The sequence below is a fragment of the Rhizobium sp. AB2/73 genome (assembly GCF_020871915.1).
Taxonomy (GTDB): domain Bacteria; phylum Pseudomonadota; class Alphaproteobacteria; order Rhizobiales; family Rhizobiaceae; genus Rhizobium; species Rhizobium dioscoreae.
Genome location: NZ_CP067072.1, coordinates 1,086,839 through 1,110,701 on the forward strand (window position 1 = coordinate 1,086,839; position 23,863 = coordinate 1,110,701).

At 59.4% G+C, this 23,863-nt stretch carries 26 protein-coding genes and 3 pseudogenes; 17 read left to right on the top strand and 12 right to left on the bottom strand.

Annotated features, from left to right (window positions below):
* Position 1 precedes the first annotated feature (1 nt).
* Positions 2-766: a GntR family transcriptional regulator gene (locus I8E17_RS24690; RefSeq protein WP_141719992.1), complete on the bottom strand. Its 765-nt coding sequence runs from the start codon at positions 764-766 to the stop codon at positions 2-4.
* Positions 767-891: 125 nt separating this feature from the next.
* On the opposite strand from I8E17_RS24690, the gene I8E17_RS24695 reads away from it, so the two are divergent.
* Positions 892-2,205, top strand: a complete 1,314-nt coding sequence (locus tag I8E17_RS24695) for an MFS transporter (RefSeq protein WP_083258008.1) — start codon at positions 892-894, stop codon at positions 2,203-2,205.
* A 30-nt stretch (positions 2,206-2,235) separates the two neighbouring features.
* Positions 2,236-3,438, top strand: coding sequence for a D-mannonate dehydratase ManD (manD, locus tag I8E17_RS24700; protein WP_069609994.1), 1,203 nt, complete (start codon positions 2,236-2,238; stop codon positions 3,436-3,438).
* A 20-nt stretch (positions 3,439-3,458) separates the two neighbouring features.
* On the opposite strand, the gene I8E17_RS24705 is transcribed toward manD, so the two are convergent.
* The 3 genes from I8E17_RS24705 to I8E17_RS24715 all read right to left on the bottom strand — a co-directional run bounded on the left by I8E17_RS24705 (position 3,459) and on the right by I8E17_RS24715 (position 5,679).
* Positions 3,459-4,577, bottom strand: coding sequence for an FUSC family protein (locus tag I8E17_RS24705; protein ID WP_083258009.1), 1,119 nt, complete (start codon positions 4,575-4,577; stop codon positions 3,459-3,461).
* Between the two features lie 218 nt (positions 4,578-4,795).
* Positions 4,796-5,338, bottom strand: coding sequence for a DUF1269 domain-containing protein (locus I8E17_RS24710; protein ID WP_069609995.1), 543 nt, complete (start codon positions 5,336-5,338; stop codon positions 4,796-4,798).
* 50 nt (positions 5,339-5,388) lie between these two features.
* Complete coding sequence (locus I8E17_RS24715) at positions 5,389-5,679, bottom strand: hypothetical protein (protein ID WP_069609996.1); 291 nt, start codon at positions 5,677-5,679, stop codon at positions 5,389-5,391.
* A gap of 273 nt (positions 5,680-5,952) precedes the next feature.
* On the opposite strand from I8E17_RS24715, the gene I8E17_RS24720 reads away from it, so the two are divergent.
* Complete coding sequence (locus I8E17_RS24720; protein ID WP_069609997.1) at positions 5,953-6,219, top strand: hypothetical protein; 267 nt, start codon at positions 5,953-5,955, stop codon at positions 6,217-6,219.
* A 59-nt stretch (positions 6,220-6,278) separates the two neighbouring features.
* Entirely contained in the window at positions 6,279-6,758 is a 480-nt protein-coding gene (locus I8E17_RS24725) for a pyridoxamine 5'-phosphate oxidase family protein (RefSeq protein WP_069609998.1), read from the top strand.
* A 73-nt stretch (positions 6,759-6,831) separates the two neighbouring features.
* Here I8E17_RS24725 and I8E17_RS24730 read toward each other — a convergent pair whose 3' ends face one another.
* Positions 6,832-7,056: a hypothetical protein gene (locus I8E17_RS24730; protein WP_069609999.1), complete on the bottom strand. Its 225-nt coding sequence runs from the start codon at positions 7,054-7,056 to the stop codon at positions 6,832-6,834.
* Between the two features lie 356 nt (positions 7,057-7,412).
* A complete protein-coding gene (locus tag I8E17_RS24735; RefSeq protein ID WP_176727948.1) occupies positions 7,413-7,580 on the bottom strand; it encodes a hypothetical protein in 168 nt (55 codons plus the stop codon).
* 145 nt (positions 7,581-7,725) lie between these two features.
* Here I8E17_RS24735 and I8E17_RS24740 point away from each other — a divergent pair, with 145 nt between their 5' ends.
* Entirely contained in the window at positions 7,726-8,520 is a 795-nt protein-coding gene (locus I8E17_RS24740) for a putative nucleotide-diphospho-sugar transferase (protein ID WP_069610000.1), read from the top strand.
* Positions 8,521-8,560: 40 nt separating this feature from the next.
* Here the strand turns inward: I8E17_RS24740 and I8E17_RS24745 are convergent, their stop codons facing one another.
* The gene (locus tag I8E17_RS24745) at positions 8,561-9,490 is read right to left on the bottom strand and encodes a phytanoyl-CoA dioxygenase family protein (protein ID WP_069610001.1); all 930 of its coding nucleotides are present in this window, start codon (positions 9,488-9,490) and stop codon (positions 8,561-8,563) included.
* A 97-nt stretch (positions 9,491-9,587) separates the two neighbouring features.
* Here I8E17_RS24745 and I8E17_RS24750 point away from each other — a divergent pair, with 97 nt between their 5' ends.
* Entirely contained in the window at positions 9,588-10,415 is an 828-nt protein-coding gene (locus I8E17_RS24750) for an AraC family transcriptional regulator (protein WP_069610002.1), read from the top strand.
* 38 nt (positions 10,416-10,453) lie between these two features.
* On the opposite strand, the gene I8E17_RS24755 is transcribed toward I8E17_RS24750, so the two are convergent.
* Positions 10,454-11,347, bottom strand: a complete 894-nt coding sequence (locus I8E17_RS24755; protein WP_069610003.1) for a helix-turn-helix domain-containing protein — start codon at positions 11,345-11,347, stop codon at positions 10,454-10,456.
* A gap of 95 nt (positions 11,348-11,442) precedes the next feature.
* Between I8E17_RS24755 and I8E17_RS24760 the strand changes: the two genes are divergently transcribed.
* Together I8E17_RS24760 and I8E17_RS24765 are read left to right on the top strand one after the other, a co-directional pair.
* On the top strand, positions 11,443-13,005 hold the full coding sequence (locus I8E17_RS24760) for a 4-hydroxyphenylacetate 3-hydroxylase N-terminal domain-containing protein (protein WP_069610004.1): 1,563 nt from the start codon (positions 11,443-11,445) through the stop codon (positions 13,003-13,005).
* A 10-nt stretch (positions 13,006-13,015) separates the two neighbouring features.
* On the top strand, positions 13,016-13,528 hold the full coding sequence (locus tag I8E17_RS24765) for a flavin reductase (RefSeq protein ID WP_015342805.1): 513 nt from the start codon (positions 13,016-13,018) through the stop codon (positions 13,526-13,528).
* Between the two features lie 19 nt (positions 13,529-13,547).
* Here the strand turns inward: I8E17_RS24765 and I8E17_RS24770 are convergent.
* Positions 13,548-13,874: pseudogene (locus I8E17_RS24770) on the bottom strand (aldehyde dehydrogenase family protein); the annotation flags it as partial.
* 372 nt (positions 13,875-14,246) lie between these two features.
* Here I8E17_RS24770 and I8E17_RS24775 point away from each other — a divergent pair.
* The 6 genes from I8E17_RS24775 to hpaH all read left to right on the top strand — a co-directional run bounded on the left by I8E17_RS24775 (position 14,247) and on the right by hpaH (position 20,527).
* Positions 14,247-14,633: a 5-carboxymethyl-2-hydroxymuconate Delta-isomerase gene (locus I8E17_RS24775; protein WP_069610007.1), complete on the top strand. Its 387-nt coding sequence runs from the start codon at positions 14,247-14,249 to the stop codon at positions 14,631-14,633.
* A gap of 41 nt (positions 14,634-14,674) precedes the next feature.
* The gene (gene hpaE, locus I8E17_RS24780) at positions 14,675-16,192 is read left to right on the top strand and encodes a 5-carboxymethyl-2-hydroxymuconate semialdehyde dehydrogenase (protein WP_069610008.1); all 1,518 of its coding nucleotides are present in this window, start codon (positions 14,675-14,677) and stop codon (positions 16,190-16,192) included.
* Between the two features lie 131 nt (positions 16,193-16,323).
* Entirely contained in the window at positions 16,324-17,304 is a 981-nt protein-coding gene (gene hpaD, locus I8E17_RS24785) for a 3,4-dihydroxyphenylacetate 2,3-dioxygenase (protein ID WP_069610009.1), read from the top strand.
* A gap of 69 nt (positions 17,305-17,373) precedes the next feature.
* On the top strand, positions 17,374-18,828 hold the full coding sequence (gene gabD, locus I8E17_RS24790) for an NADP-dependent succinate-semialdehyde dehydrogenase (protein ID WP_069610010.1): 1,455 nt from the start codon (positions 17,374-17,376) through the stop codon (positions 18,826-18,828).
* Between the two features lie 23 nt (positions 18,829-18,851).
* The gene (locus I8E17_RS24795) at positions 18,852-19,724 is read left to right on the top strand and encodes a fumarylacetoacetate hydrolase family protein (protein ID WP_069610011.1); all 873 of its coding nucleotides are present in this window, start codon (positions 18,852-18,854) and stop codon (positions 19,722-19,724) included.
* Positions 19,724-20,527 (top strand): 2-oxo-hept-4-ene-1,7-dioate hydratase, encoded by an 804-nt coding sequence (gene hpaH / locus I8E17_RS24800; protein ID WP_069610012.1) that lies wholly within the window; start codon positions 19,724-19,726, stop codon positions 20,525-20,527. Before I8E17_RS24795 ends, hpaH begins: the two co-directional genes overlap by 1 nt.
* Here the strand turns inward: hpaH and I8E17_RS24805 are convergent.
* From I8E17_RS24805 to I8E17_RS24815, 3 genes and pseudogenes are all read right to left on the bottom strand, one after another.
* Positions 20,523-20,861, bottom strand: a pseudogene (locus tag I8E17_RS24805) (branched-chain amino acid ABC transporter permease); the annotation flags it as partial. The gene hpaH and the pseudogene I8E17_RS24805 overlap by 5 nt on opposite strands.
* Positions 20,862-20,884: 23 nt before the next feature.
* On the bottom strand, positions 20,885-21,406 hold the full coding sequence (gene hpaR, locus I8E17_RS24810; protein ID WP_069610427.1) for a homoprotocatechuate degradation operon regulator HpaR: 522 nt from the start codon (positions 21,404-21,406) through the stop codon (positions 20,885-20,887).
* Positions 21,407-21,538: 132 nt separating this feature from the next.
* Positions 21,539-22,251, bottom strand: a pseudogene (locus tag I8E17_RS24815) (DUF2807 domain-containing protein).
* On the opposite strand from I8E17_RS24815, the gene I8E17_RS24820 reads away from it, so the two are divergent.
* The 3 genes from I8E17_RS24820 (at position 22,229) to I8E17_RS24830 (ending at position 23,792) form a co-directional block, all read left to right on the top strand.
* Complete coding sequence (locus I8E17_RS24820) at positions 22,229-22,543, top strand: hypothetical protein (RefSeq protein WP_229002203.1); 315 nt, start codon at positions 22,229-22,231, stop codon at positions 22,541-22,543. The pseudogene I8E17_RS24815 and the gene I8E17_RS24820 overlap by 23 nt on opposite strands.
* A gap of 91 nt (positions 22,544-22,634) precedes the next feature.
* Positions 22,635-23,054, top strand: coding sequence for an NUDIX domain-containing protein (locus I8E17_RS24825; RefSeq protein WP_069610014.1), 420 nt, complete (start codon positions 22,635-22,637; stop codon positions 23,052-23,054).
* 159 nt (positions 23,055-23,213) lie between these two features.
* On the top strand, positions 23,214-23,792 hold the full coding sequence (locus I8E17_RS24830; protein ID WP_307777819.1) for a MucR family transcriptional regulator: 579 nt from the start codon (positions 23,214-23,216) through the stop codon (positions 23,790-23,792).
* Positions 23,793-23,863 lie beyond the last annotated feature (71 nt).

A 23,863-nucleotide genomic window follows, 5' to 3' on the forward strand; every position in this document is an offset into this window, starting at 1 on the left:
ATCAGTTGATTGGGCCGGCGACACCGGTCCTGACAGCCATATTGGCAAGGCTGACATCGAGTGTTGCCGGATCGACCGACTGGCGCACCTTCAGCAACATATTGCCGAGGTCCTCCATCATCTCGCGTACGAACTTCTCCGTGCGGACGCGATCTCCCGAAACGATGAAGCGCAGCAGCGATATATGACTTTCGACAGTTGTCTCCATCGGGGCGCCAGGGCCGATATAGGTGTGATAGATCCATCCGGTGCGGCGATAGAGCGTCTGGAGTGGAATGAGCGTGTTCGCCAGAAGCGGCTCTCCGGATGCCGTCAGGATTGCCCTGTTCAATAGGCGGTCGGTGACATTGAATCGCTCAAGGCTGAGTTCCGCCTTGGAAGCCTCCAGATCGGTAATGAAGGTTCTGAGGATCTTGTGATCCTGAGGCGTCGCCCGCTCGGTCGCAAGCCCGCAGGCAATCGCCTCCATTTCAGTACGCAAGGGAAGCAAGGTCCGCTCCTGCGCCAGATTGACCGGCGCGATCCGTAGGCCCGAGCGCGGGCTGACATGGATGAGCTGATTTGCGGAAAGGCGCTTGACCGCATCATGAACGGGCGTGCGGCCGAGGCCCGACTGCTGCTGCAACTGCTGGATCGTGTAGCGTGCGCCGGGCATCAGTTCTGTGGAAACGATCATGCTTTCAAGGCGATCATAGGCCTCCTCCGACAGGCTTCGAGACTGTTTTTCCTTCTTGACCATTGCGCTGTCGATCTTTTCCCGCTCCAACTCACCACCGTCCCTCCCGCCCGATTCACGTTGGTGGGCATTGACTTTTGGCTGCTTATATCAAAATCATTGCCTCATGTGAAATTTCAGAATACTAGCGTGATATTTCTTTGAGGGAGGAATCTATGACAATCGAACACGCATCAGCTGTTGGCGCCATGCGCCGGCCCTCCACCAATCGACGCTGGTGGATCGGCTCGCTTCTCGCGCTCGGCGTTCTCGTCAATTATTTCGACCGGGTGAACCTGACGGTCGCTTCGCCGCTCATTCAGGACGATTTTCACATCGGCCCTGCAGAAATGGGCATCCTGTTCAGCGCTTTCGGCTGGACCTACGGTTTCCTGCAAATTCCCGTCGGAATGCTGCTTGACCGTTTCGGCGTAATGCGGGTCATGCGTTGGAGCACATTCTCCTGGGGGGTCGCCTCCGTCATCACGGCCTTTTCGACGGGCATGCAGACGCTCTTTCTTTCCCGCATGCTTCTGGGCGTAGCGGAAACTCCGGGCTTCCCGGCCAATTCGAAGGCGACCGGCTATTGGTTCCCGCGCCATGAACGCGGTCTCGCAACCGCGCTCTTCGATGCTGCCGCGAAATTCTCCAATGTCATCGCCATTCCGCTGGTCGCCTTCCTAATGCTGCATTTCGGCTGGCGCGGCGGCTTCCTGGCGACGGCTATCATCAGCTTCGTCTTCTTTGCCATGTTCCGGCTGTTCTACCGCGACCCCAGTGCCGACAGGAACCTTTCCGATGAGGAGCGGGCCTATTTGAAGGCCGGCGGCGCTGCCCAGGAAGGCGAAGCCTCGGCCAATGCCGTCGGCATGCTCAGCTACCTCCTGCGCAATCGCAAGGTCTGGGGCCTTTCGATCGGCTTTGCCGCCTATGGCTATGCTTTCGCCCTCTTCATCTTCTGGCTGCCGGATTATCTGGTCAAGGAGATGCATATGGACATCCTGAAATCGGCAAGCTTCACGACGATCCCCTGGATCTTCGCGACGATCTCGGATCTCCTGATCGGCGGCTGGCTGATCGACCATCTCATCCGCAAGGGCCACGACGAATCCAAGGTTCGCAAGTCGATCATCGTTTTCGGCATGCTGATGGGTCTTGCCGTCGTCGGCGCCGGCCTCACGGCCGATCCCTATTGGGCCATCCTCTGGATCACGATTTCTCTGAGCGGCCTTGCCGCTGCCGCACCGGCCGGATGGTCGATCCCCGCGCTGATCGCTCCCAAAGGTGGCGCGGCCACGGTTGGCGGCATCATGAACTTCCTCAACAGCGTCACCGGCATCGCCGCGCCGATCATCACCGGCTTCATCGTCGGCGCCACGCAGTCCTTCAGCCGCGCCTTCCTTCTGGCCGGCGCGATGCTGGCGATCGGCATCGTCTCCTATGTCTTCGTCCTCGGCCGCATCGAACCGATCGCCGATCCGAGGGCATGATTTAGATCCTTAGACCGTGAAAGGGTTCCCATGAAAATCACCAATGCGAAGGTCATCGTCTGCTCGCCCGGACGCAACTTTGTCACGCTCAAGATCGAGACGGACGAAGGGATTTACGGCATCGGCGACGCCACGGTGAACGGCCGCGAACTGGCCGTCGCCTCCTATTTGCAGGATCACCTCGTTCCCTGCCTCATCGGCCGCGATGCATCGCAGATCGAAGATATCTGGCAGTATTTCTACAAGGGCGCCTATTGGCGCCGCGGCCCGATCACTATGGCGGCAATCGCCGCCGTGGACGTGGCGTTGTGGGACATCAAGGCCAAGGCGGCCAACATGCCGCTCTATCAACTGCTCGGCGGAGCCAGCCGCACATATATGCTGGCCTATACCCATGCCAACGGCGAGACGACCGAAGAGACGGGCGACAAGGTCGCCGCCTTCAAGGAGCAAGGCTGGAAGGCAATCCGCGTGCAGAGCGCCGTTCCCGGCCTGCCCATCACCTATGGCGTCGAAAAGGTCGGCTCGCTGGCCCAGGCGGAAGACAAGCCACGGGAAACGCTATGGGATACCCCGGCCTATCTGCGGTTCCTGCCCAAGCTCCTCGACCATCTGCGCGATCGCTTCGGTTATGATCTCCACCTGCTGCACGACGTCCATCATCGCCTGACGCCGCAGGAAGCGGCAGGGCTCGCGAAGGAGCTGGAGCGCCACAGGCTCTTCTGGCTCGAAGACGCAGTTCCAGCCGAAAACCAGGAATCCTTCCGCCTCATCCGCCAGCACTCGACCACGCCGCTCGCACTCGGCGAGGTCTTCAACTCGATCCATGATTGCCGCCAGCTGATCCAGGAACAGCTGATCGACTATATTCGCACGACGCCGCTGCATGCCGGCGGCATCACCCATGTGCGGCGCATCGCCGATCTCGCCGGCCTCTATCACATCCGCACGGCCTGCCATGGCGCGGCCGACATGTCGCCGATCACGATGGGCGCGGCTCTGCATTTCGATCGCTGGGTGCCGAATTTCGGCATTCAGGAATATGCCTTCCATCCGGACGAAGCCAAAAACGTCTTCCCGCACGAATGGCATCTGAAGGACGGCCATCTCTACAGCGGCGAAAAGCCGGGCCACGGCGTCGACTTCGACGAAAAAGCGGCCGAGAAATATCCATATCGGCAGGCCTATCTCGACGTCGCGCGGCTTTCCGATGGGACCATGTGGAGTTGGTGATTGTTTCAGGGCCGGCCGGCTTACCCGAGCCCGCCGGCCTTTTCATTGACATCGCTTTCGCGGATGCGGTCGGCAAGATCCAAAAAATTCTGCCGCATCCGGCGCAAGGTGAAATCAAGGCCAAACAGACGGCCGGTTTCGCTGAAGCCCATCGATTGGGCCTCTGTCGAATTCTGCAGAGCGCTGAAAGCGGCTTCGAAGGCCTCATCGCCCGCGGCGAGCACCTTGGGATCGATCTCGCCGCCTGAACGAAGCGCCCGGCCACATGCTTCCGCGAAGCGGGCCTGCGCCTCGAGCACTTGCCCTGCTTGCGGCCCGATCGCTTCGACGATCGCCGGTGGGAAGGGCGTTTCCACGATATGGCTGACATAGGTCATATCGTTGCGAATGCGCCAGAGGGAGCGAGGGATGGCCTCAGAAATCCCATGCTTCGTCAACCAGAAGGCGCGCTCGCGCTGAGCGTCGGTCAAAAGCGTTTCCGTTGCCATCAGCGATTGACGCAGCGCGATATTGGCTTCGGAAGCCGAGACCGGCTCGCCTTTTTCGACTGCGGTTGCCAGAGTGCGCAATATCTGCGCCATGACATCGAGGGCCGATCCGAAACGATCGAGCACCATGGTCCGCGAACGCGTCGGCAGGATGAAGAGACTGGCGAGCACGCCGACGATACCGCCCAAGGTGATCTCGGCGATGCGGTCGATGACGAAAATCTCGACGGGAACGGCGGCGGAATGCGTCAGCATGACGATCGCCGCCGTCAACCCGGCATTGCGCAGGCGAGGCACGCGCGCCGACACAAAGCTAGAAAAGCCGACGACACAGATAAGCGCGATCCCAATAGCGAGCGGCTCGTGCGGTGTGACGAGCACCGCTGCTCCTCCGAGCATAGCTCCGGCGACGGTTGCCACCAGACGGTCTACGGCCATGCCGGCGGTGGCGCCGACAGATGCCTGCATGACGATCAGCACGGTGAAGACGGCCCAATAGCCTTGCTGAAGTTGCAGAAGCTGGGAGACCGCATAGGTGATCGTGCAGGCGATCATGACACGCAACGCCTGCACCGCCGCGCGCTTGGTCTGGATCAGCGATATCCTGGGCTTTGGCGGGGGCTGGCTTTGAGGCGATACGGGGTCGGTCATCGCGCTACTTTTGGTCTGAAAACGTATGCTGACAATGGCCGTTAGGGTCGTGCCCCTCCCCCTGCTGCAACGCCGATCGCGGGATGAGCCCGCGAATTACAATGGCAGTGTTCGGCCTGATATGGAAGGAGAGCGAATAATGGCAAATCATCCGATGGCTCGCCGTGTCCTCTGCGGAAGCACGGCTTTGACTGACCGCTACGGATCGGATTTTACGCTCAAACGGTGGCGGACGCCGCAGCCGTCGGCGAGGTCTCCTCAACGAGAACCTGTCGCAGCCGTTCTTCCTGATCCGGTGAAAGCGAGGTGCGCAACAGCCGCGCATGCTCGCCCTTGAATTCGGCGAGGACCTTCTCGGGCTGAACCTTGCGGATCAGCAGGAAGAGCGCGGAACTATGCACCGGAATGGTTTCGGCGAGCTTTTCGATGAGGCCGTCATCGATGCCGTAATCGGCCATCGATCCAGCGAGAGCACCGGAGCCGGCACCGATCGCACCGCCGACCACCAGGCCCGCAAGAGGATTGAGGAAGATCAGGCCAACGAGCGAACCCCACAACGCGCCCGAAAGGCCGCCACTTGCGGCACCGGCAGCGGTCAGATTGACGCTCTGCTTGAGGCGGACCTTACCGGATTCGTCGCGAATGGCGATAACGGCATCTTCCAGATCGATCAAATATTCCTTCTCGAGCTGAACAAGACGGTTAAGGATAGCATCCGCCTTATCGGCATCATCGAAACCAAGCACTATGAGTTCTGACATCGAAATCCTCCGGGTGGTGTTGTCGAGACAAGAAGTAGGGCATCGGGCGACTAGTGAACAGCCGTGCTGATCAACCGGTAAGGATGAGTAGCATTGAACTGCGAGATCATTGCGACAGCCTGCTGCAGCAATTCTTCCGCTTGTTCGGGATCGTCGCGCGCCAGTTCATCGGCATGGATGCGGATCGCTTGCGCCATATTGGTGGAAAGCGCCGCAAATTGCTGATTGCCTTCGACGAGAGCCTCGCGTGCGTTGCCCTCGAGCGTCCGGGCAGCGTCGATGAGGATTTCCTCGCGCTCTTCGACGCTGAGGTCTTCGATGGTTCTGGTTTTATCTTCCATTTTGGTCACTCCTGACAGACGTGATTGCAGCCGAGCTCATAAAGCCTCGACTGCTACTCACGTAGGAAGACGCAAATTCGGGTTCAAGGTTCCCTTCTGCCCATCCCGCTGGCCGCGAAACCTTGTCATCACGTCGCAGCCGATACGGAACAATGCGGCTGCCGTACGGTTTGATTGATAGGCCCGGCCGCCTTTTCACGCGGAAAAGCTCGCGGCCGTGCCGCATTCGACGTGACGCGAGATCCTCCGGATCAGACGAACAGGAAAATCGACATGACGGACACGCGACAAGACAAGGACAATGCAAGGATCGAGCATGACGCTACGCATCATGGCATCGGATCCGTTCCGGCCGACCAGACCAAAGGCGAGATCGACGCGGCGTCGGAGCACGTCAAAGAGCGCACTCCCGACGACCTACCCAATATCGAAGCGGAGAAGGAGGCCGTGCGCCAGCACGCCGATGCCTTCGTCGTAAAGAGCGATCTCGAAGATGCGGATGAGCGTGAGGCTGCACCGGGAACCCGCGAGCAGCCGTAGGCTCCATCGGGATGATTTCACCCGCTCCATCCTTTTGCAATCAAGAATAGGAGACAGCCATGACCGAGACCGACGAAAACGCCCGCGTTTGGGAGCTGGTCGACAAGATCGGCTTTTGCATGTTGACCACTCAAATATCCGGCAGCCTGCGCGCCCGGCCGATGGCGGCGCATCCGGAGCCAATCGAAAATGCAATCTATTTCCTGACGGATGTGGCCGGCCACAAGGATGAGGAGATCGCCCGGTGGCCGAATGTCTGCCTCGCCTTTGCCGACACCAGGGGTCAGAAATACGTTTCGATATCCGGGACGGCTGAAGTCAGCAACGACCGCGAACGCGTCAGAGATCTCTGGTCCACGGGCGCCAGGGCGTGGTGGGATAGTGCCGATGATCCCTCGATCCGTGTGTTGAAGGTGACGCCTGTCTTCGCCGAATATTGGGATAGCCCCGGCAGCATCATCAGCTACATCAAGATGGCAGCCGCCGCAGTCTCGAATACAAGACCCGACATGGGCGACAATGTAAAGGTCGAGCTTTAGCCTTTAGCCGCAGCCATGCCGCGCATATGTGGCGGCATGGCTTGCATCGGGCCCTGAGAAGGGGCGCGAATTGCTATTCTTCCCATTCCTCGTCATCGGCGGAAAGCAGATCCACCAGCGCTGCCACCTTGCCGGCGGGCAGATGGCGGCCTTCGCCGATCAAAGCCTCATCGCTGTTGACCCAAGCCCACGCCTCGGACAGTTCCGTCGGCGTTGCACCTGTCGCAATGATATCAGCGATAAGGGTCTCGTCTACAGGGCCGAGTACGGCGGTGACGTCTTGCGAGGTCAATGTCATGTCCTGCTCCTCTTCCTGTTTGTCAGACCATGAGCATCCCTGGAATATAGAAAGTCGGGGATGAACTTCCACCCGTGACCAGGCCGAAGCAACAGGAAATATTTCCCTCAATCGTTTGAAAGAACTAGATAAATATCTGTATCCCGGCAAAAAATTTTCCCAAAAGTTCTTCTGCAAAAGCTAGGAAGGTCGGCCTCGAAAACGCGCAGGATTCAAAGCGTCATCACTTTGGAAGCGCCGTCATACGACGAGAAAGCGCGCTAAGGGCCTGTTGCGGCGGCAAAGCTGGCAATCGCAGCATCCACTGCCCCGATGCCGATCAGACAATCGACCAGGATCGTAGAAGGCGCGAGCTGTCAGAATGTTGGGCCGACTGCGCCGTTCTTCAGCGTGAAATAAGCAAAGGCTGCTACGAAAAAAGCAATGATGGCCAAAATCGCCAGCAAACGCTTGAGCCAGGGAGGCGTTTGTCTCGGCGGTTTCGGCTTCGGACGGCGTTCAAATTTGACGACATTATCGGACATGACAATCGATTAGCGAAGATCAAACGGTTTGCCAATCCGGTACGGAAGTCGCCGGTGTGACGTTTCCAAAATTGGCCAGACTAAATGTTCCATTCATCCAAACTCTCAATCTTGTCCGCAACGCTTCGGGGTGGCGGATAGTCGATTGAAGCTCACAAATCCCGAAGGTGCCTTCTTGAATATCCTCAATAAAATTCGCCCCTGGAGCCCGCAGCAGCGTGCATTGATCGTCCCCTTCCCGGCAAAATGGGATCTGGCCGAACGCAAATCCGCGGCAACCAGCGCCGACGGCCCGATTGTGGCGTTTTTTACCGAAGGCAGTTTTTACGAACAGGAAAAGGAGCGTATGGCCCATTCGGCGGAGCGGATCGGGCTGAAGGTAGATGCAACGGCAGTGCCCAGCGCCGGCAGCTGGGTACTGAATGCCGGGCTGAAACCCGGCTTCCTTCTGCAGGAAAGGGCGAGGCTGCGCGGACCTATTCTTTATGTCGACGTCGATGCCGTCTTCCACCGCAATCCCTGGCCGGAGCTTCGTAAACTCGAATGCGATATTGCAGTCTACTATGAGTTCGATGCACGTCTTATCAGCGCGACCATTCTCATCAACGATACGCCTGGCGCGGCACAGCTCATCGAGCGCTGGCGGGAAGGATGTCTTGCCAAGCCTGACGTGTGGGATCAGGTGGTTCTGGAAGAAATCATCGCCGAGGACGTAGCGAGCGCGAAGCCCCAATTCCGTGTAGCCAGACTGCCTGCGTCATTCTGCTGGATATTCGATCGGGTCGAGAATGGTGCTGTCGGCGAGGTCTTCATCGAACAGCTCCAGGCAAGCCGCGAGGCGACCAAGCGCAAACGCTGGTTTGGCCGCATCGGCAAACGGCTGAAGCGCCGTCGCGATCGTGTCGAGGAAATCGAGCGCGTCCTAAACGGTGACAATTGAGGCAGGCTTCGAATGAGCCTGCTACACGATCAAACTCGATTCACAGCATGTCACCCAGCGTCCAATGGTTGTTCCATCGCGCATCGATCTCATCCTCGACGTTCTGATAGCGAATATCGGTGGAAAGGCGCAGTCTGCGCTGCCTATCCTGATTGGTGGTCGAGGCGTGGATCATGAATGGTGAATGGAGCATGATGTCGCCTGCCTCATAATCAGCGACCAGCCAGCGCGTGTCGAAGCGCTCAGCCATGTCGGGCAGATCTTTCGAAACCCAGCCACCCTCCGTCATATTGCGGTTGAACGCGCTGACACGCTCTTCGGGGCTGAGGTTCCTGTTCTTTTCGCCAAACTCCCGCTCCATCTCTAGGCCGATCGCGTGCGATCCCTTCAGATAGGTCAGCCCGCCCATTTCAACCGGGATATCGCCAATCGGTATCCATGCCGTGACGATCCGGCTGGTGCCGCCCCGAAGATAGACCAGATCATAATGCGCCGGCGTCGCCGTAACCGTTCCCGGCCGCACATGGCGCATGATCTTGCGCTTGTGCAGATAGGAGATGCCCGAGAGGAATTCATCCATGAAGCGCGAAAGACGCGGCTGCGCGCAAAAGCCCTCATAGGCGACCGAGCGCACGAGCGACATCAGACAACGATCGACCTCCCTGCCTTCCGGCGCCGAAGCGGACAATATTCCATCCCTCGGATCCGTTCCCTCCTCGATCAGCCCTGTCCTCGCCATGTGACCGAAGACCCAGCCGCGAAAATCGATCACGTCCTTGCGCGGCAGAAATCCCTTGAGCCATACATAGCCGTTCTCCTCGTAGAGCGTGCGGATTGCCTCAACACCGATGCCTGGATCGGTCGGGGTGAGATAACCGAGCCGATGGGGCGCAGTGGAGAGAACCTTTCCGTTGGCAACAAGGTTAAGTGCACCCTTGTCGGAAAGGAAGTTCTGCATGGGAATCGACATTTCACTCGCCTATGGTTTGATTTGATTGCCCATTGAATCTAGCAGCCAGCGATGTTTCACTACATGGACGAAAGTGATACTGGACTTTTCGCTCAAGATGACATCGACAACACATGCCATCTACCGCTCGCCACTTGCCGCCGCCGGAGGACTGGCCGTCACCGGCAGCGGCAGGCAGCACGCCATGCATGCCGTTAAAGCACGGAAGCTGCCGAGCTATGCTGTGGTGCTCGTCGAAAGCGGCCAGGGCTTTCTCGAAACGGATGCCGGCGGCCGCAGAAGCGTGAAAGGCCCGGCGCTCTTCTGGCTCTTTCCGAACCGCCAGCACTCTTATGGCCCCGACGCGCAAGGCTGGAGTGAGCGATGGGCGCTTTTCGAAGGCTCTCTCGTGCGCGACTTCCTGCGACTGCGCCTCATCAGCGAGCAGAATCCGCTCACCGCCCTTCGTAATCTCGATAATGTGCAGCGTCTCTTCGGCTCCATCCACGACGACCTTATCGAAGACACCAACCTATCGAGAGCCGCTGCTTCATCCGCTCTTCATCAGATCGTCATTCTGGCTGCACGGCAGGCGAGCCAGATCGCTCCCTCTCCTCGGCAAGGCTCGGATATCAGCGAGATCATCGAGGCGCTTCGCCAAAGAGCAACAAAAACCCTCGACATGGCGGCTTTCGCAGCTGAATACGGCATGTCGCCCGCCACGCTGCGCCGAAAAATCACGGCGGAAGTCGGGCTGCCGCCGAAGGGGTTTCAGCTTCGCGTGCGCATGGACCGTGCAAAGGAGTTGCTGACGATGACGGACGACAAGATCGAGATCATCGCCTCAAAAGTCGGATTCGATGATCCGTTCTACTTCTCCCGGCTATTCCATGAGCGCGAAAACTGCACGCCACGCGATTTTCGCGCCCGCTACCGGAGAAGCTGATCGATCAAGATAGGCCGAACACGTCGCAACGGCCCTTGTCAAGCCGCATCATTCCCCGACGGCGCTCGCTCCAAATTCCGGCGCCGCCAGGCCGCCGGTGCCTCCCCCACCCGCTTGCGGAAAAAGCGTGAGAAATAGGCGGGATCTTCAAAGCCTACTTCACGACCAATATCCTCGACGGAGCGAATGGTGAACATCAGCAGACGCTTGGCTTCCAGCAGCCGCCGGTCCAAAAGCATCTCCTTGACGCTGTGTCCGAACACCTCGCGCGCCGCCTTATCGAGCAGATGCGGCGTCGTGGCGAGCAGGTTGACATAGTTGCCGACCGGCCAATCGCTCTTGTAATGGCGGTCTATGGCGCTGCGCAACGCCAAGGCAAGCGTCACGGTCGGTGAAGCTGAAGGTAGCGCCGCGCTGCCGCCGAGCCGGTTCATCAGCGACAGCACGACGCCGATCAGCCCCAGCATGACCTTTTCGCTCTGGCCGCCGCGCTCGCGATATTCGGCGCTAACCATTTGCAGCAGCGTGTCGATCTTTTGCCAGGAAGGATCATCCGGTCGCGCCGTCAGAAAGGTCGGCATATCGAGGCTTAGGTCCACCTGGGGCACCAAAGCCTTTAAAGTATCGTCCGATATCGAGACGACGATGGCATCGGACTGATCATCGACATCGAATCCATGAATGATGTTGCTCGGCACGAAGCTGATCGTCGGAGCGGAAAAATTCCAAGTCCGATCCTCGATCCGGTAGCGACCACCGCCCTTGTACCAATAGGTGATCTGCCCCATCAACGGATGTTTATGAGACGCGACATGCCCGAAATGGAGCGTTTTACGGTCCATGACCGTTTCGACATGCAGGAATCCGACGTCCAGCGCCCGGCTCGGCACGCCATAGACAAAGAAATCAGGGATTTCGTTCTTCTGCGACATGCCGAAAAAAGTACCAGCGAATTGCCGCCTTTGTCCATGGTCGCGGCGAGGGTCCGGACGTAGCATTCATCACGATCTCAAGGGAGGAATACGAGATGCGAGCTGAAGATCACCGCAGCGACAAGACCCGTCCGTTTACCGGCGCCGAATACCTGGAAAGCCTGCGTGATGGCCGCGAAGTCTATATCAATGGCGAGCGCATCGCCGATGTGACTGCGCATCCCTCCATGCGCAACTCCGTCCGCTCGCTCGCCCGCATGTACGACGCGTTGCATGACGAGAAGACCAAGGAACGCCTGACCTCGCCGACCGATACGGGATCTGGCGGCTATACCCACAAATACTTCCGGGTGGCGAAGTCTTCCACCGAACTTGTCGCCCAGCAGGGCGCCATCGCCGATTGGGCGCGCATGTCCTATGGCTGGATGGGCCGCACCGCCGATTACAAGGCGGCCCTTATGAATACACTCGGCGCCAATGCCGACTGGTACGGCCCGTTCAAGGACAATGCGCTTTCCTGGCACAAGCGCGCGCAGGAATCCGTGCTCTTCATGAATCATGCGATCGTCAATCCGCCGATCGACCGCCACAAGCCCGCCGATGCCGTCAAGGACGTTTTCGTCCACATCACCAAGGAGACCGATGCCGGCATCTATGTCTCCGGTGCCAAGGTGGTGGCGACGTCTTCGGCGCTGACCCACTATAATTTCCTCGCCCAGAGTTCGGCGACGGTCACGGAAGACCCATCGCTTTCAGTCATGTTTATCGTTCCGATGAATGCGCCCGGGATCAAGATGTTCTGCCGCGTCTCCTACGAGCAGACCGCCAATACCGTCGGACATCCCTTCGACTATCCGCTGTCGTCGCGCTTCGACGAGAACGACGCGATCCTGGTGCTCGATAATGTCTTCGTGCCGTGGGAGGACGTGCTTGTGCTGCGCGACGCGGCAAAGATCCTCTCCTTCCACCCGGCCTCGGGCTTCATGCATGGCTATTGCTTTCAGGGCTGCACGCGTTTCGCCGTGAAGCTCGATTTCATCGCCGGATTGCTGGCCAAGGCGTTGCGCGCGACCGGCGGCGATGCCTTCCGCGGCAATCAGGCGGCACTTGGCGAGGTCATTGCGCTTCGCCACATGTTCTGGTCCTTCTCCAACGCCATGGCCTACAATCCGCAGCCTTGGGCGAATGGCGCGGTGCTACCGAACATGGAAGCAGCCCTGTCCTACCGCACCTTCATGTCGGAGGCCTATCCGCGTGTCATCGAAACGGTGCGCAAGGTCATCGCTTCGGGCCTGATCTATCTGCCCTCTTCGGCCAAGGATTTCGGTAATCCGGAAATCGACCGCTACCTCGCGCAATATGTACGCGGTTCCAACGACATGGGCCATATCGAACGCATCAAGATCATGAAGCTGCTGTGGGACGCCACCGGCACCGAGTTCGGCGGACGCCATGCCCTTTACGAGCTCAACTATGCCGGCGCCCCGGAGGAAGTCCGCCTGCAGGTGCTGAAGGGTGCCGAACGCGGCGGGCGGCTGAAGGAGATGGAAGCGCTCGTCGATCAGTGCATGAGCGATTACGACGAGAATGGCTGGACCGGAGATACGTGGCTGCCGCCTTTGGGTGACACCTCCCCCATCCGCAACGCCGCCGAGTGAGGATGTCGCCATGGAGGAGCAACTCTCGAAAACAGAATTTCGCAACGCCATGGCCAGGGTTTGCGCACCGGTGAATGTCATCACCACCAATGGCCCCGCCGGCCGCGGCGGCTTTACGGCAACCGCCATGTGCAGCGTCACCGACGAACCGCCGACGCTGCTGGTCTGCATGAACAGCCGCTCGGCGCAAACCAGCCTCTTCCTCGATAATCGCCGCTTCTGCGTCAATGTCCTGACGCAGGAGCATAAGGAACTGGCCGGCTATTTCGCCGGCCAACGCGCCGACATGGAGGAGCGCTATGCCGCCGCGGAATGGATCAACTTCCGCTCCGGCAGCCAGGCGCTTTCCGATGCCATCGTCTCCTTCGATTGCCGGCTGACGGAAGCGCGCCTCGTCGGCACGCACCATATCTTTATCGGTGAAGTGATGGATATCCGCAGCCGCAAGGATGGGCATGCGCTGCTCTATTTCGACCGCAACTATGTGCATGTGCCGACTCAGACGGGGAGCTTCGGCGGCTGAGTCCCACATGAACAGCTGTCTATCTCGTCAGCTGCAGCGGATCGCCGACTTTCATGCTTTCGGCGGTGCGAGCCACCTTCTCGGAGAAGGCTTCATGAATCGACTTCTCCACGAGCAGCCGGGAGCCGGCGACACAGACCTGGTCGGAATTGCAGAAGATGCCATAGGCGGAAACCTTGGCCGCCTGATCGATATCGGGCGCATCGGCAAAGACGATGTTCGGCGACTTGCCGCCAAGCTCCAGATAGACGCGCTTGAGGTTGCAACGCGCGGAATATTCCAAGAGCCGCCGTCCGACAGGGCCGGAACCGGTGAAGGCAAGCACATCCACTTCCGTGTGCAGCCCGCTCAAATTCGACGGCCTCGATGTGCCGAGTCCCGTTCCGGCAAGCAGAAAGCAAAGCCTCGTCCGACTGCCAGCCAACAGGCATTTTGCCAAACAGCATGCCGACGTGGTGAGCTGGATCGACGGCGTGCCGCTTGGCCAAAGTGGCGTGCCGCTGTCGCATTCGGCAGAGATGCAGGCGGACACCTTCTTTCGCATCGGACAGAGCACGGCGACCGGCTCGCGGGACGTCCGGAAATTCCGGGCAGTGTCGAGTGTCTGTCGCGTTACGTCAATGAAAGCCTGAAGATGGCAAGAGAGCTCGACTTTGCCGCTTGACATCTGCGAGATATTTATTAACGTGTTAAGTAATTGCGGTCTCGGGAGGACTCAATGCCACATCTCGCCATCGAATATTCGGCCAATCTGGAGGGGCGCGCCGATATCGGTGTGCTCTGCGAGCGGCTGCTGAAGACGGTCCTGGAGAGCGGCCTTTTCGAGGTTGGAGCCGTGCGGGTGCGCGCCTTTCGCGCCGAGCACTACGCCATCGCCGACAGGCTGCCCGAAAACGCCTTCATCGACTTGAACTTCCGCATTGGCAAAGGCCGCACGGAGGAAGAAAAGAAACGCACCGGCGAGGCAATCTTCGCCGCGGCGATCGACGTTCTCGGCCCGCTCTTCGAGACGCCGCATTTCGCCCTTTCGCTTGAGATTCGCGAGATCGATGCGGAGCTCAGCTGGAAGAAGAACGCCATCCACCCGCGGCTGCGCGGCAAGTGACATTCCCTTCGTCGGACGACATAACACCAAAGGAATAGACGATGTCCAAACTGCAGGAAAACATCGCAAAGGCGGAAGGCTTTCTCGCCCGTTTCAAGGATCGCGGCGTTCTCAACCGCATCAATGGTGAGGATGTCTCGGCCGATGACGGTTCCACTTTCGAGACCATCTCGCCTGTCGACCTGAAACCGCTTGCCGCCATTGCCCGCGGCAAGGCAGCCGACATCGATCGTGCGGCAAAGGCCGCAAAGGCTGCCTTCGCAGAGTGGGCCGCGATGCCTGGTGAAGCCCGCAAGAAGCTTCTGCATAAGATCGCCGACGCGATCGTCGCGCGCGCTGAAGAAATCGCCTTCGTTGAGTGCATGGATACCGGACAATCCCTGAAATTCATGGCAAAGGCCGCTCTGCGCGGTGCGGAAAACTTCCGCTTCTTCGCCGATCGCGCCCCAGAAGCCCGCGACGGCAAGACGTTGCGTGCCGAAGGTCAGGTGAACCTGACGACGCGCGTGCCGATCGGCCCAGTCGGCATCATCACGCCCTGGAACACGCCCTTCATGCTGTCGACCTGGAAGATCGCGCCGGCGCTTGCCGCAGGATGCACGATCGTCCACAAGCCGGCAGAATTCTCGCCACTCACTGCGCGCCTTCTAGTGGAGATCGCCGAGGAGGCCGGCCTGCCGAAGGGTGTATGGAACCTTGTCAACGGTCTCGGCGAAGATGCCGGTCGCGCATTGACCGAACACCCGCTGATCAAGGCGATCGGTTTCGTCGGCGAAAGCCGCACTGGCTCGATGATCATGAAGCAGGGCGCCGATACGCTGAAGCGCGTGCATTTCGAGCTCGGCGGCAAGAACCCGGTCATCGTCTTTGCCGATGCCGATCTGGAGCGCGCGGCCGACGCTGCCGTCTTCATGATCTATTCTTTGAATGGCGAGCGCTGCACGTCGTCCTCGCGCCTGCTGGTGGAGGAAAGCGTCTACGGCAAGTTCACCGCGATCGTTGCCGAGAAAGCCAAGCGCATCAAGGTCGGACATCCCCTTGATCCGGAAACCGTCGTCGGCCCGCTCGTCCATCCCGTGCATGAAAAGAAGGTGCTGGAATATATTCAGATCGGCCGTTCGGAAGGCGCGACGCTCGCCGCTGGCGGCGAGAAAGTCAACGGCCCTGGCGGCGGTTGCTATGTCTCGCCCACGCTCTTCACTGGCGCCAACAATCAGATGCGCATCGCTCAGGAAGAAATCTTCGGGCCGGTTCTGACCGCCATCCCCTTTAAGGACGAAGCCGATGCGCTGGCGCTGGCTAATGACGTCCAGTACGGCCTGACCGGCTATCTCTGGACCTCGGACGTCACCCGCGCCTTCCGCTTCACCGATCACCTCGAAGCCGGCATGATCTGGGTGAACTCGGAAAATGTGCGTCACCTGCCGACACCCTTCGGTGGGGTCAAGAGTTCCGGCATTGGCCGCGACGGCGGCGACTGGTCCTTCGATTTCTACATGGAAACCAAGAATATCGCCTTTGCCACCAAGCCGCACGCCATCCAGAAGCTCGGCGGCTGAACCGCAATACGCGCCAGAGCGGTTCAGCTTTTCGAGGAAGCGCAGAACCGCTCGAACTTTTCGTTTAACGCAATTCCGGACGGAAAACCGCTTCGCACTTTTCCTGGAAATTGCTCCAAGAGGAGGAACAAATGCCCCTGCCGAAACCCAATCTCTATCCGTCCTTCAACATCGTGCGTCTCAGCCATGTCGAATTGGGCGTTACCGATCTCGCCAAGTCCCGCGCCTTCTATGTCGATACGCTCGGCCTGCAGGTGACGGATGAAACAGCCGATACGATCTATCTCAGGGCAATGGAGGAACGCGGCCACCACTGCATTGTGCTGAAGAAATCCGACAAGGCCGAAGCCCGCGATCTCGGCTTCAAGGTCTTCAGCGACGAGGATCTCGACAAGGCTGCGCACTTCTTCAAGGGCAAGGATCTGCCGGTCGAATGGATCGAGCGCCCGTATCAGGCGCGCACCTTCCGCACCCGTGACCCGCACGGCATTCCCCTTGAATTTTATGGGAAAATGGACCGCCTGCCGCCGATCCATCAAAAATACGCCCTCTACAAAGGCGTGAAGCCGCTGCGTATCGACCACTTCAACTGTTTTTCGACCAATGTCGACGAAAGCGTCGCCTTTTATAACGAGCTCGGCTTCCGCGTGACCGAATATACCGAGGATGCGGAAACAGGCCGCCTTTGGGCCGCCTGGACGCATCGCAAGGGCGGCGTTCACGACATCGCCTTCACCAACGGCCGTGGCCCGCGCCTGCACCACACGGCTTTCTGGGTGCCGACGCCGCTCAACATCATCGACCTGCTCGACCTGATGGCGACGACGGGCTGGGTTACCAATATCGAACGTGGTCCGGGCCGCCACGGCATCTCCAACGCCTTCTTCCTCTATATTCTCGATCCCGACGGCCACCGCATCGAGATCTATTGCTCGGATTATCAGACGGTCGATCCCGATCTGGAGCCAATCAAGTGGGATCTCAAGGATCCGCAGCGCCAGACATTGTGGGGCGCACCCGCTCCCAAATCCTGGTTCGAACATGGTAGCCTGTTTGCCGGTGCGGAAGTGGCCGAGCCTGACCTGAAGGCACAGCCGATTATCGCGCCTTAAGCGTTATCCTTGAGAGCGGGTGAAAAACACCCGCTCCTCATCAACGTTCGAAAGCGCGAGGAGTCAGTCATGAATTTGAAAGACGCAACATTGTTCCGGCAGGCCGCATTGGTCGGCGGTGAGTGGATCGAAGCCCATCCATCCAACGCGATCAAGGTCGACAACCCGGCAACGGGCGAGATCATCGGCCTCGTTCCCAATCTGGGCGCTGCCGAGACCAAAAAGGCGATTGCCGCAGCCGAAGCCGCGCAGAAGGAATGGGCCGCCCGCACCGCCAAGGAACGCTCGGGCATCCTCAGGCGCTGGTTCGAGCTGATGATGGAAAACCAGGATGACCTTGGACGCATTCTGACGGCCGAACAGGGCAAGCCCCTGCCTGAAGCCAAAGGCGAAATCGCCTATGGCGCCAGCTTTATCGAATGGTTTGCCGAGGAAGCCCGCCGCGTCTATGGCGACATCATTCCCGGCCACCAGAAGGACAAGCGCATTCTGGTCATGAAGCAGCCGATCGGCGTGGTCGCGGCGATCACGCCGTGGAACTTCCCGAATGCGATGATCACCCGCAAGGCCGGCCCGGCCTTTGCCGCCGGCTGCGCCATGGTGCTGAAGCCTGCCTCGCAGACGCCGTTCTCGGCAATTGCAATCGCCATTCTTGCCGAGCGCGCCGGCCTGCCCAAGGGCCTATTCAGTGTTCTCACAGGCTCGGCCCGCGCCATCGGCGGCGAGATGACTGCGAGTCCCGTCGTGCGTAAGCTCACCTTCACCGGCTCGACCGAAGTCGGCGCCGAGCTCTACAGGCAGAGCGCGCCGACCATCAAGAAACTGGGCCTGGAGCTTGGCGGCAATGCGCCCTTTATCGTGTTCGACGATGCCGATCTGGATGCCGCCGTCGAAGGCGCGATGATCGCCAAATTCCGCAACAATGGCCAGACTTGCGTCTGCGCCAACCGTCTCTACGTGCAGGACGGCGTTTATGATACCTTTGCCGAAAAACTCTCGAAGGCGGCCGGCTCGCTGAAGACTGGTAACGGCTTCGATGAAGGCATCAATCTCGGCCCGCTGATCGACGAGGCGGCCCTTGCCAAGGTCGAAGAGCATGTCGCCGATGCGCTTTCCAAGGGCGGCCGCGTCGTCACGGGCGGCCATCGCCACCAGCTCGGCGGACGCTTTTATGAGGCGACGGTGCTTGCCGACGTGACTCCTGCCATGGCTGTAGCCAGGGAAGAGACCTTCGGGCCGGTGGCTCCCCTCTTCCGCTTCAAGGACGAGGCCGATGTGATTACCCAGGCGAACGACACCGAGTTCGGCCTTGCCTCCTATTTCTATGCCAAGGATCTCGCCCGCGTCTTCCGCGTCGCCGAAGCGCTCGAGTATGGCATGGTCGGTGTCAATACCGGCTTGATCTCGACGGCGGAAGCGCCGTTCGGCGGCGTCAAGCTTTCCGGCCTCGGCCGTGAGGGCTCGCGCTACGGCATCGAGGAATTCACCGAAATCAAATATGTCTGCCTCGGCGGCGTCGTCTGAGGTCAAGAGAAGGCCATGAAAGCATGACCCATCCCCGATTCCTGTCTTTTTCGAGAAGCGGCTGTCATGGCTACGGGCTCGCGGTCGACGGCGGTGTCGTCGACCTCTCGGCCCGCCATGGCGCGACATGGCCGACGCTGCGCGAAGTGATCGAAGCCGGTCGCCTCGTTCAACTCGCCGAGGAAGCCAAGACGTTGAAGCCGGATTTCGCGCTCGACGACATCCGCTTCGAAATTCCCATTCCGTCACCGGAAAAGATCATTTGCGTCGGGGTCAATTTCCCCGATCGCAACGAGGAGTACAAGGATGGGCAGGCCGCTCCTCCCAATCCCTCTCTTTTCATCCGTTTTCCGCGGTCTTTCACCGGGCATGATCAACCCCTGATCCGCCCGCCGGAAAGTCCGCAGCTCGATTATGAAGGCGAGGTCGTCATCGTCATCGGCAAAGGCGGTCGCCGCATTGCCGAGGCCGATGCCTTCTCGCATATTGCAGCTCTTTCGCTCTGCAATGAGGGCACGATCCGCGACTGGGTGCGGCATGCGAAGTTCAACGTCACCCAGGGCAAGAACTTCGACAATACCGGCTCGATCGGCCCGTGGCTGATCCCCTTCACGGACGCGGCCCAGATTGAAGACATAGCGCTCACGACCCGCGTCAATGGCGAGGTGCGCCAGAGCGACCGCACCAGCCGAATGATCTTCTCCTTCCGCAAGATCATCAACTACATCTCCACCTTCACTACGCTCGTTCCCGGCGACGTCATCGTCACGGGCACGCCGACGGGCGCCGGCGCCCGCTTCGATCCGCCGATCTGGCTGAAGCCTGGCGATGTCGTCGAGGTCGAAGCCGATGGCCTTGGCATCCTGAAAAATACCATTGCCGACGAGGTGCGCTGATGCTGTCGCAAGATGAAATCCAGGCTGCGGCCGAGAGCCTCGATCAGGCGGAGCGGACGCGTGTCCAGACAGGGCTCCTCTCGCTCAAGCATCCCCAGATGACGATGGACGATTCCTATGCCGTCCAAGCCGCCTGGGTGCAGAAAAAGATTGCGAGTGGCCGCAAGCCGATCGGTTGGAAGATCGGGCTGACGTCGAAGGCAATGCAATATGCCTTGAACATCAACATCCCGGATTCCGGCGTGCTCTTCGACGACATGGTGTTCGAAGATGGCGCGACCGTGCCGGCCGACCGTTTCATCCAGCCGCGCATCGAGGCCGAGATCGCCTTCGTCATGAAGGCGCCGCTCAAGGGCCCGAACGTCTCGATCTTCGATGTGCTGAACGCCACCGACTATGTGACGCCGGCTCTTGAAATCCTCGACACGCGCATACTTCGCGTCGATCCCGATACGAAAAGGGCGCGCACCATCGTCGATACCATATCCGACAATGCCGCCAATGCCGGCATCGTCACCGGCGGCCGAGCCGTGCGGCCGGGTGAGATCGATATGCGCTGGATGGGCGCGATCGTCAGCCGCAATGCCGAAGTGGAAGAAACCGGGCTTGGCGCCGGCGTGCTCAACCAGCCCGCACGTGGCATCGCCTGGCTTGCAAATCGGCTATCGCAATATGGCGATGGCATCGAAGCCGACCAGATCGTGCTTGCCGGCTCATTCATCCGCCCGATCGAGGCGCGGCATGGCGATACGATTAACGCAGATTTCGGTCCCTACGGATCGGTCAGCCTGTTTTTCGCATGAAGGAGTGAAGCATGCCTGCGCCGAAGATCCCAATCGTGACATAGCCATCAATGCCGAGGTCCGTGAGCAGGGCCGGCACGGCACGCAGCAACAAACCGGCGATGACGGCGCCGTACCAGTTGAAGACGCCACCGACGATGGCAAGTGCGAAGAGATTGAGGCTCTCGAAGGCGCCGAAGGCACGCCCGTCGAGCTGACCGACATTGCCTGCGAGCAATCCACCCGCAAGACCGGCAAGAAAGCCGCTCAACGCGAAAGCCCAGGCCCTGTAAATGAGCACATTGACGCCGCTTGCAACCGCAACCGTCTCGCCTTTGCGGATCAGCGCCCATGCACATTAACGAAATAGAAGGGGTCTCATTCCCCGCCGGCCGGGCCGTTCTCCAATTTCAGCGAGGCAAGCTCCTCCAGCATATCGAGGAGCTTCTCCACCCGCTCCTCGCCGAAACGGGCATCGATGTCGGCATAGACTTTCTGGCTTTCCGGCATGACGTCCTCGACGATCGCCTGCCCTGCCGGGGTGATCTGCAGCAATACTCTGCGTCCGTCGGCATCATCCTTGTGCTTGGTGATGAAGCCGCGCTCCTCAAGCGAGCGGATCATGCGCGTCAGGCTCGGCGCTAGAATGGATGCCTTGTCGGCCAATTCGGTCGCGTCGAGCTGGCCGGCTTCATAGAGGACGCGAATGACACGCCACTGCTGCTCGGTTACATCATGCGCCGCCAGGATCGGCCGGAAATGGCTCATGACCGCTTCCCGGGCGCGCAGAAGTCCGATCGCCAGCGAGCGGCGGCGATCGCGCAGCGGCCGCTTAGCTTGTTTTGCTGCGGTTTCAGGTTCGAGGCGCGGCCTCACGCCACTGTCTGTTCTGTTTTGCATCTTTTGCATGTTCGCTTCGATTACGGCCCTCACTGATTAACATGAGAATCATTCAAAGCAAGGCGATCGCATGACATCGGTCAAAGCCGACGGCAAGGATTGTCGCCGCGCGGCGCGCTTTCTCGCAACGGACTATGGCACCTGCACGAGGCGGCCGCTGCCTCTGATTTCGGAACGTCGCAGCACCGGATGTCCGTAGAGTTCGATATTGCCGCTTCCGCTGATCGAGATGTCTGCATCCGCCGCAGCGGCGACTTCCGCATCGCCGCTGCCGTGAATTCTGATCTTCACGGATTGAGCGGCCAGGCCCTTGAGGCGCGCAGTGCCCGAACCCGATACATCCAGATCGACCGAGCGTGCGCTTCCCGTGGCCGTGACGCTGCCGCTTCCGGAGATCCTCAGGCGCAGATATGCCTGATCGAGCTGCGACAGAGCGAGATCGCCGCTGCCCCGCACCCTCCAATCAGTGACGACGGTCCTGACAGGCTGACGTCGAATTTGGCGTTGGACCAACCCGGATTGCAATCCATGCTCAGCCTTCCGCCCTCGATCCGCACATGATCGAGAAGCGCGGGATCGCCGGTGATGACGGCCTCCGCCTTTCCGCCCGGTTGATAGTGAACGGAGGCTGGGATATCGATCGTCGGGCTGCCACTGGAGCTGAAAGGCAGGATAACCTGCTGTCCGCCGGATACCGCGGATCCGCAGCTGGATTGCATGCCACCCCACCCAGCGGGCCAGACCCAGTCTCCCCGGCGACTACCGCCATCGCAATCATTGACCCACGATCCTCGCATCAAGGCAGTCGTTGTAGCTGACCCGTTGAGCATCGTCTTCCAGACCATGGACAGCGTGAAAGATGTCAAAGTTCCGCTTCAGCTTTGGGGCTCGGAACTTGGAGGAGGTGGTGGAGCATCTCCCGAAAATATCGCGACGCTTGCGCGTCTATTGCCGGAAAAACCTGATTTTCGGATCGTCCCCAATGCCGTGCATTTGTCGTTTCTGACGCCTTGCCCGGAAATACACCCATCGTCCGATGACTGCATCGACGCGCCGGGGTTCGATCGCCTCGCGTTTCATAGGCAGTTCAACGCCGCGGTCGTCGCATTTTTCCGCCAGCACCTGATGAAACCGTAACAGCGAAGATGCCCGCGTATCGAACGCCATCGAATTATGCGCAGACATTATCAGTGTTGAAACTCGTCCGCGAATCCGATCAGATCAAGACATGATGAAAACGATACGCATCGCGGCGGCTCTGGTGTTGCGCGCGGACGGGAAGACATTGCTCGTGCGCAAGCGCGGTACCGCCTCCTTCATGCAACCTGGCGGCAAGGTGGAACCGCAGGAGACGCCGGAAACGGCGCTGATCAGGGAACTCTTCGAAGAGCTCGGGCTGACGGCAGAGGCTAAGGATCTGACTTTCCTTGGCGGTTTCCAGGCGCCAGCTGCCAACGAACCGGACCATACCGTCGTTGCAGATATATTCCGCCTGCATTTGGGCGATACGGCAATCACGGCAGCGGCAGAGATCGAAGAGATCCGCTGGGTATCACCTCAAGATCCGGGAGACATCACCATGGCGCCGCTGACCGAACATCATGTCCTGCCATTCCACCGGCAACAGTCACATCCACGGTGTGACTGACATCCAACCAAGGCAAGGCGAAGCCGGCAGGTCCCGCACCGTTCTTGGCAAACAGATATTTGAACGCCGGCGCCTCGCATCTCCTGAAGGCGCGCAGTTTGAATATTGTGGTAAAATGAGAATATGACAGTTCTAAACTTCTGTCGCCTGATATTTACTATGAAAACAAACCAAGGAAGAAGAATATCTAAAGTCACGTCAATTTTTATTGAAAGAAAAAACAACATTGGATACATAAATAAAAAACATTGCGTGAGGCCGAAAATGAGAAAGGAAAATGCTGCCAGCCATGAAAGGTATCTTGAGCTCACGAGCAAGATTGTCTCTGCCTACGTACTTCGCAATGCGACCACGCCGGAAGATCTACCCAGGCTCATCACGGAGACTTATTCTGCGCTGACAGGCTCTCAGCAGGCCGCCCCATCAACGACGGCGGTGGAAAAGCTGTTGAAGCCGGCCGTGCCGATCAAGAAATCCATAACAGACGACTATCTGATCTGCCTCGAAGACGGCGGAAAATACAAGTCGCTCAAGCGGCACCTGAACAGCAAATACGGTCTGACGCCCGAAGAATATCGAAGGAAATGGGGCTTGCCCGCGGATTATCCGATGGTCTCGGCGTCCTATGCGGCCACACGATCGACGTTGGCAAAGCAGGCTCTCCTGGGCCATGCGAAAAACCTGGCCGACATTCCTCCGGCGGTCGAACCACCACGGCGCCAGCGGAATGCCGGCTAATCCGGATCGTTCGTCACGCACCATAGCCATGCCGCCCGTTTCTTGAACGGGCGGTTTGCTTTTTGCATGAA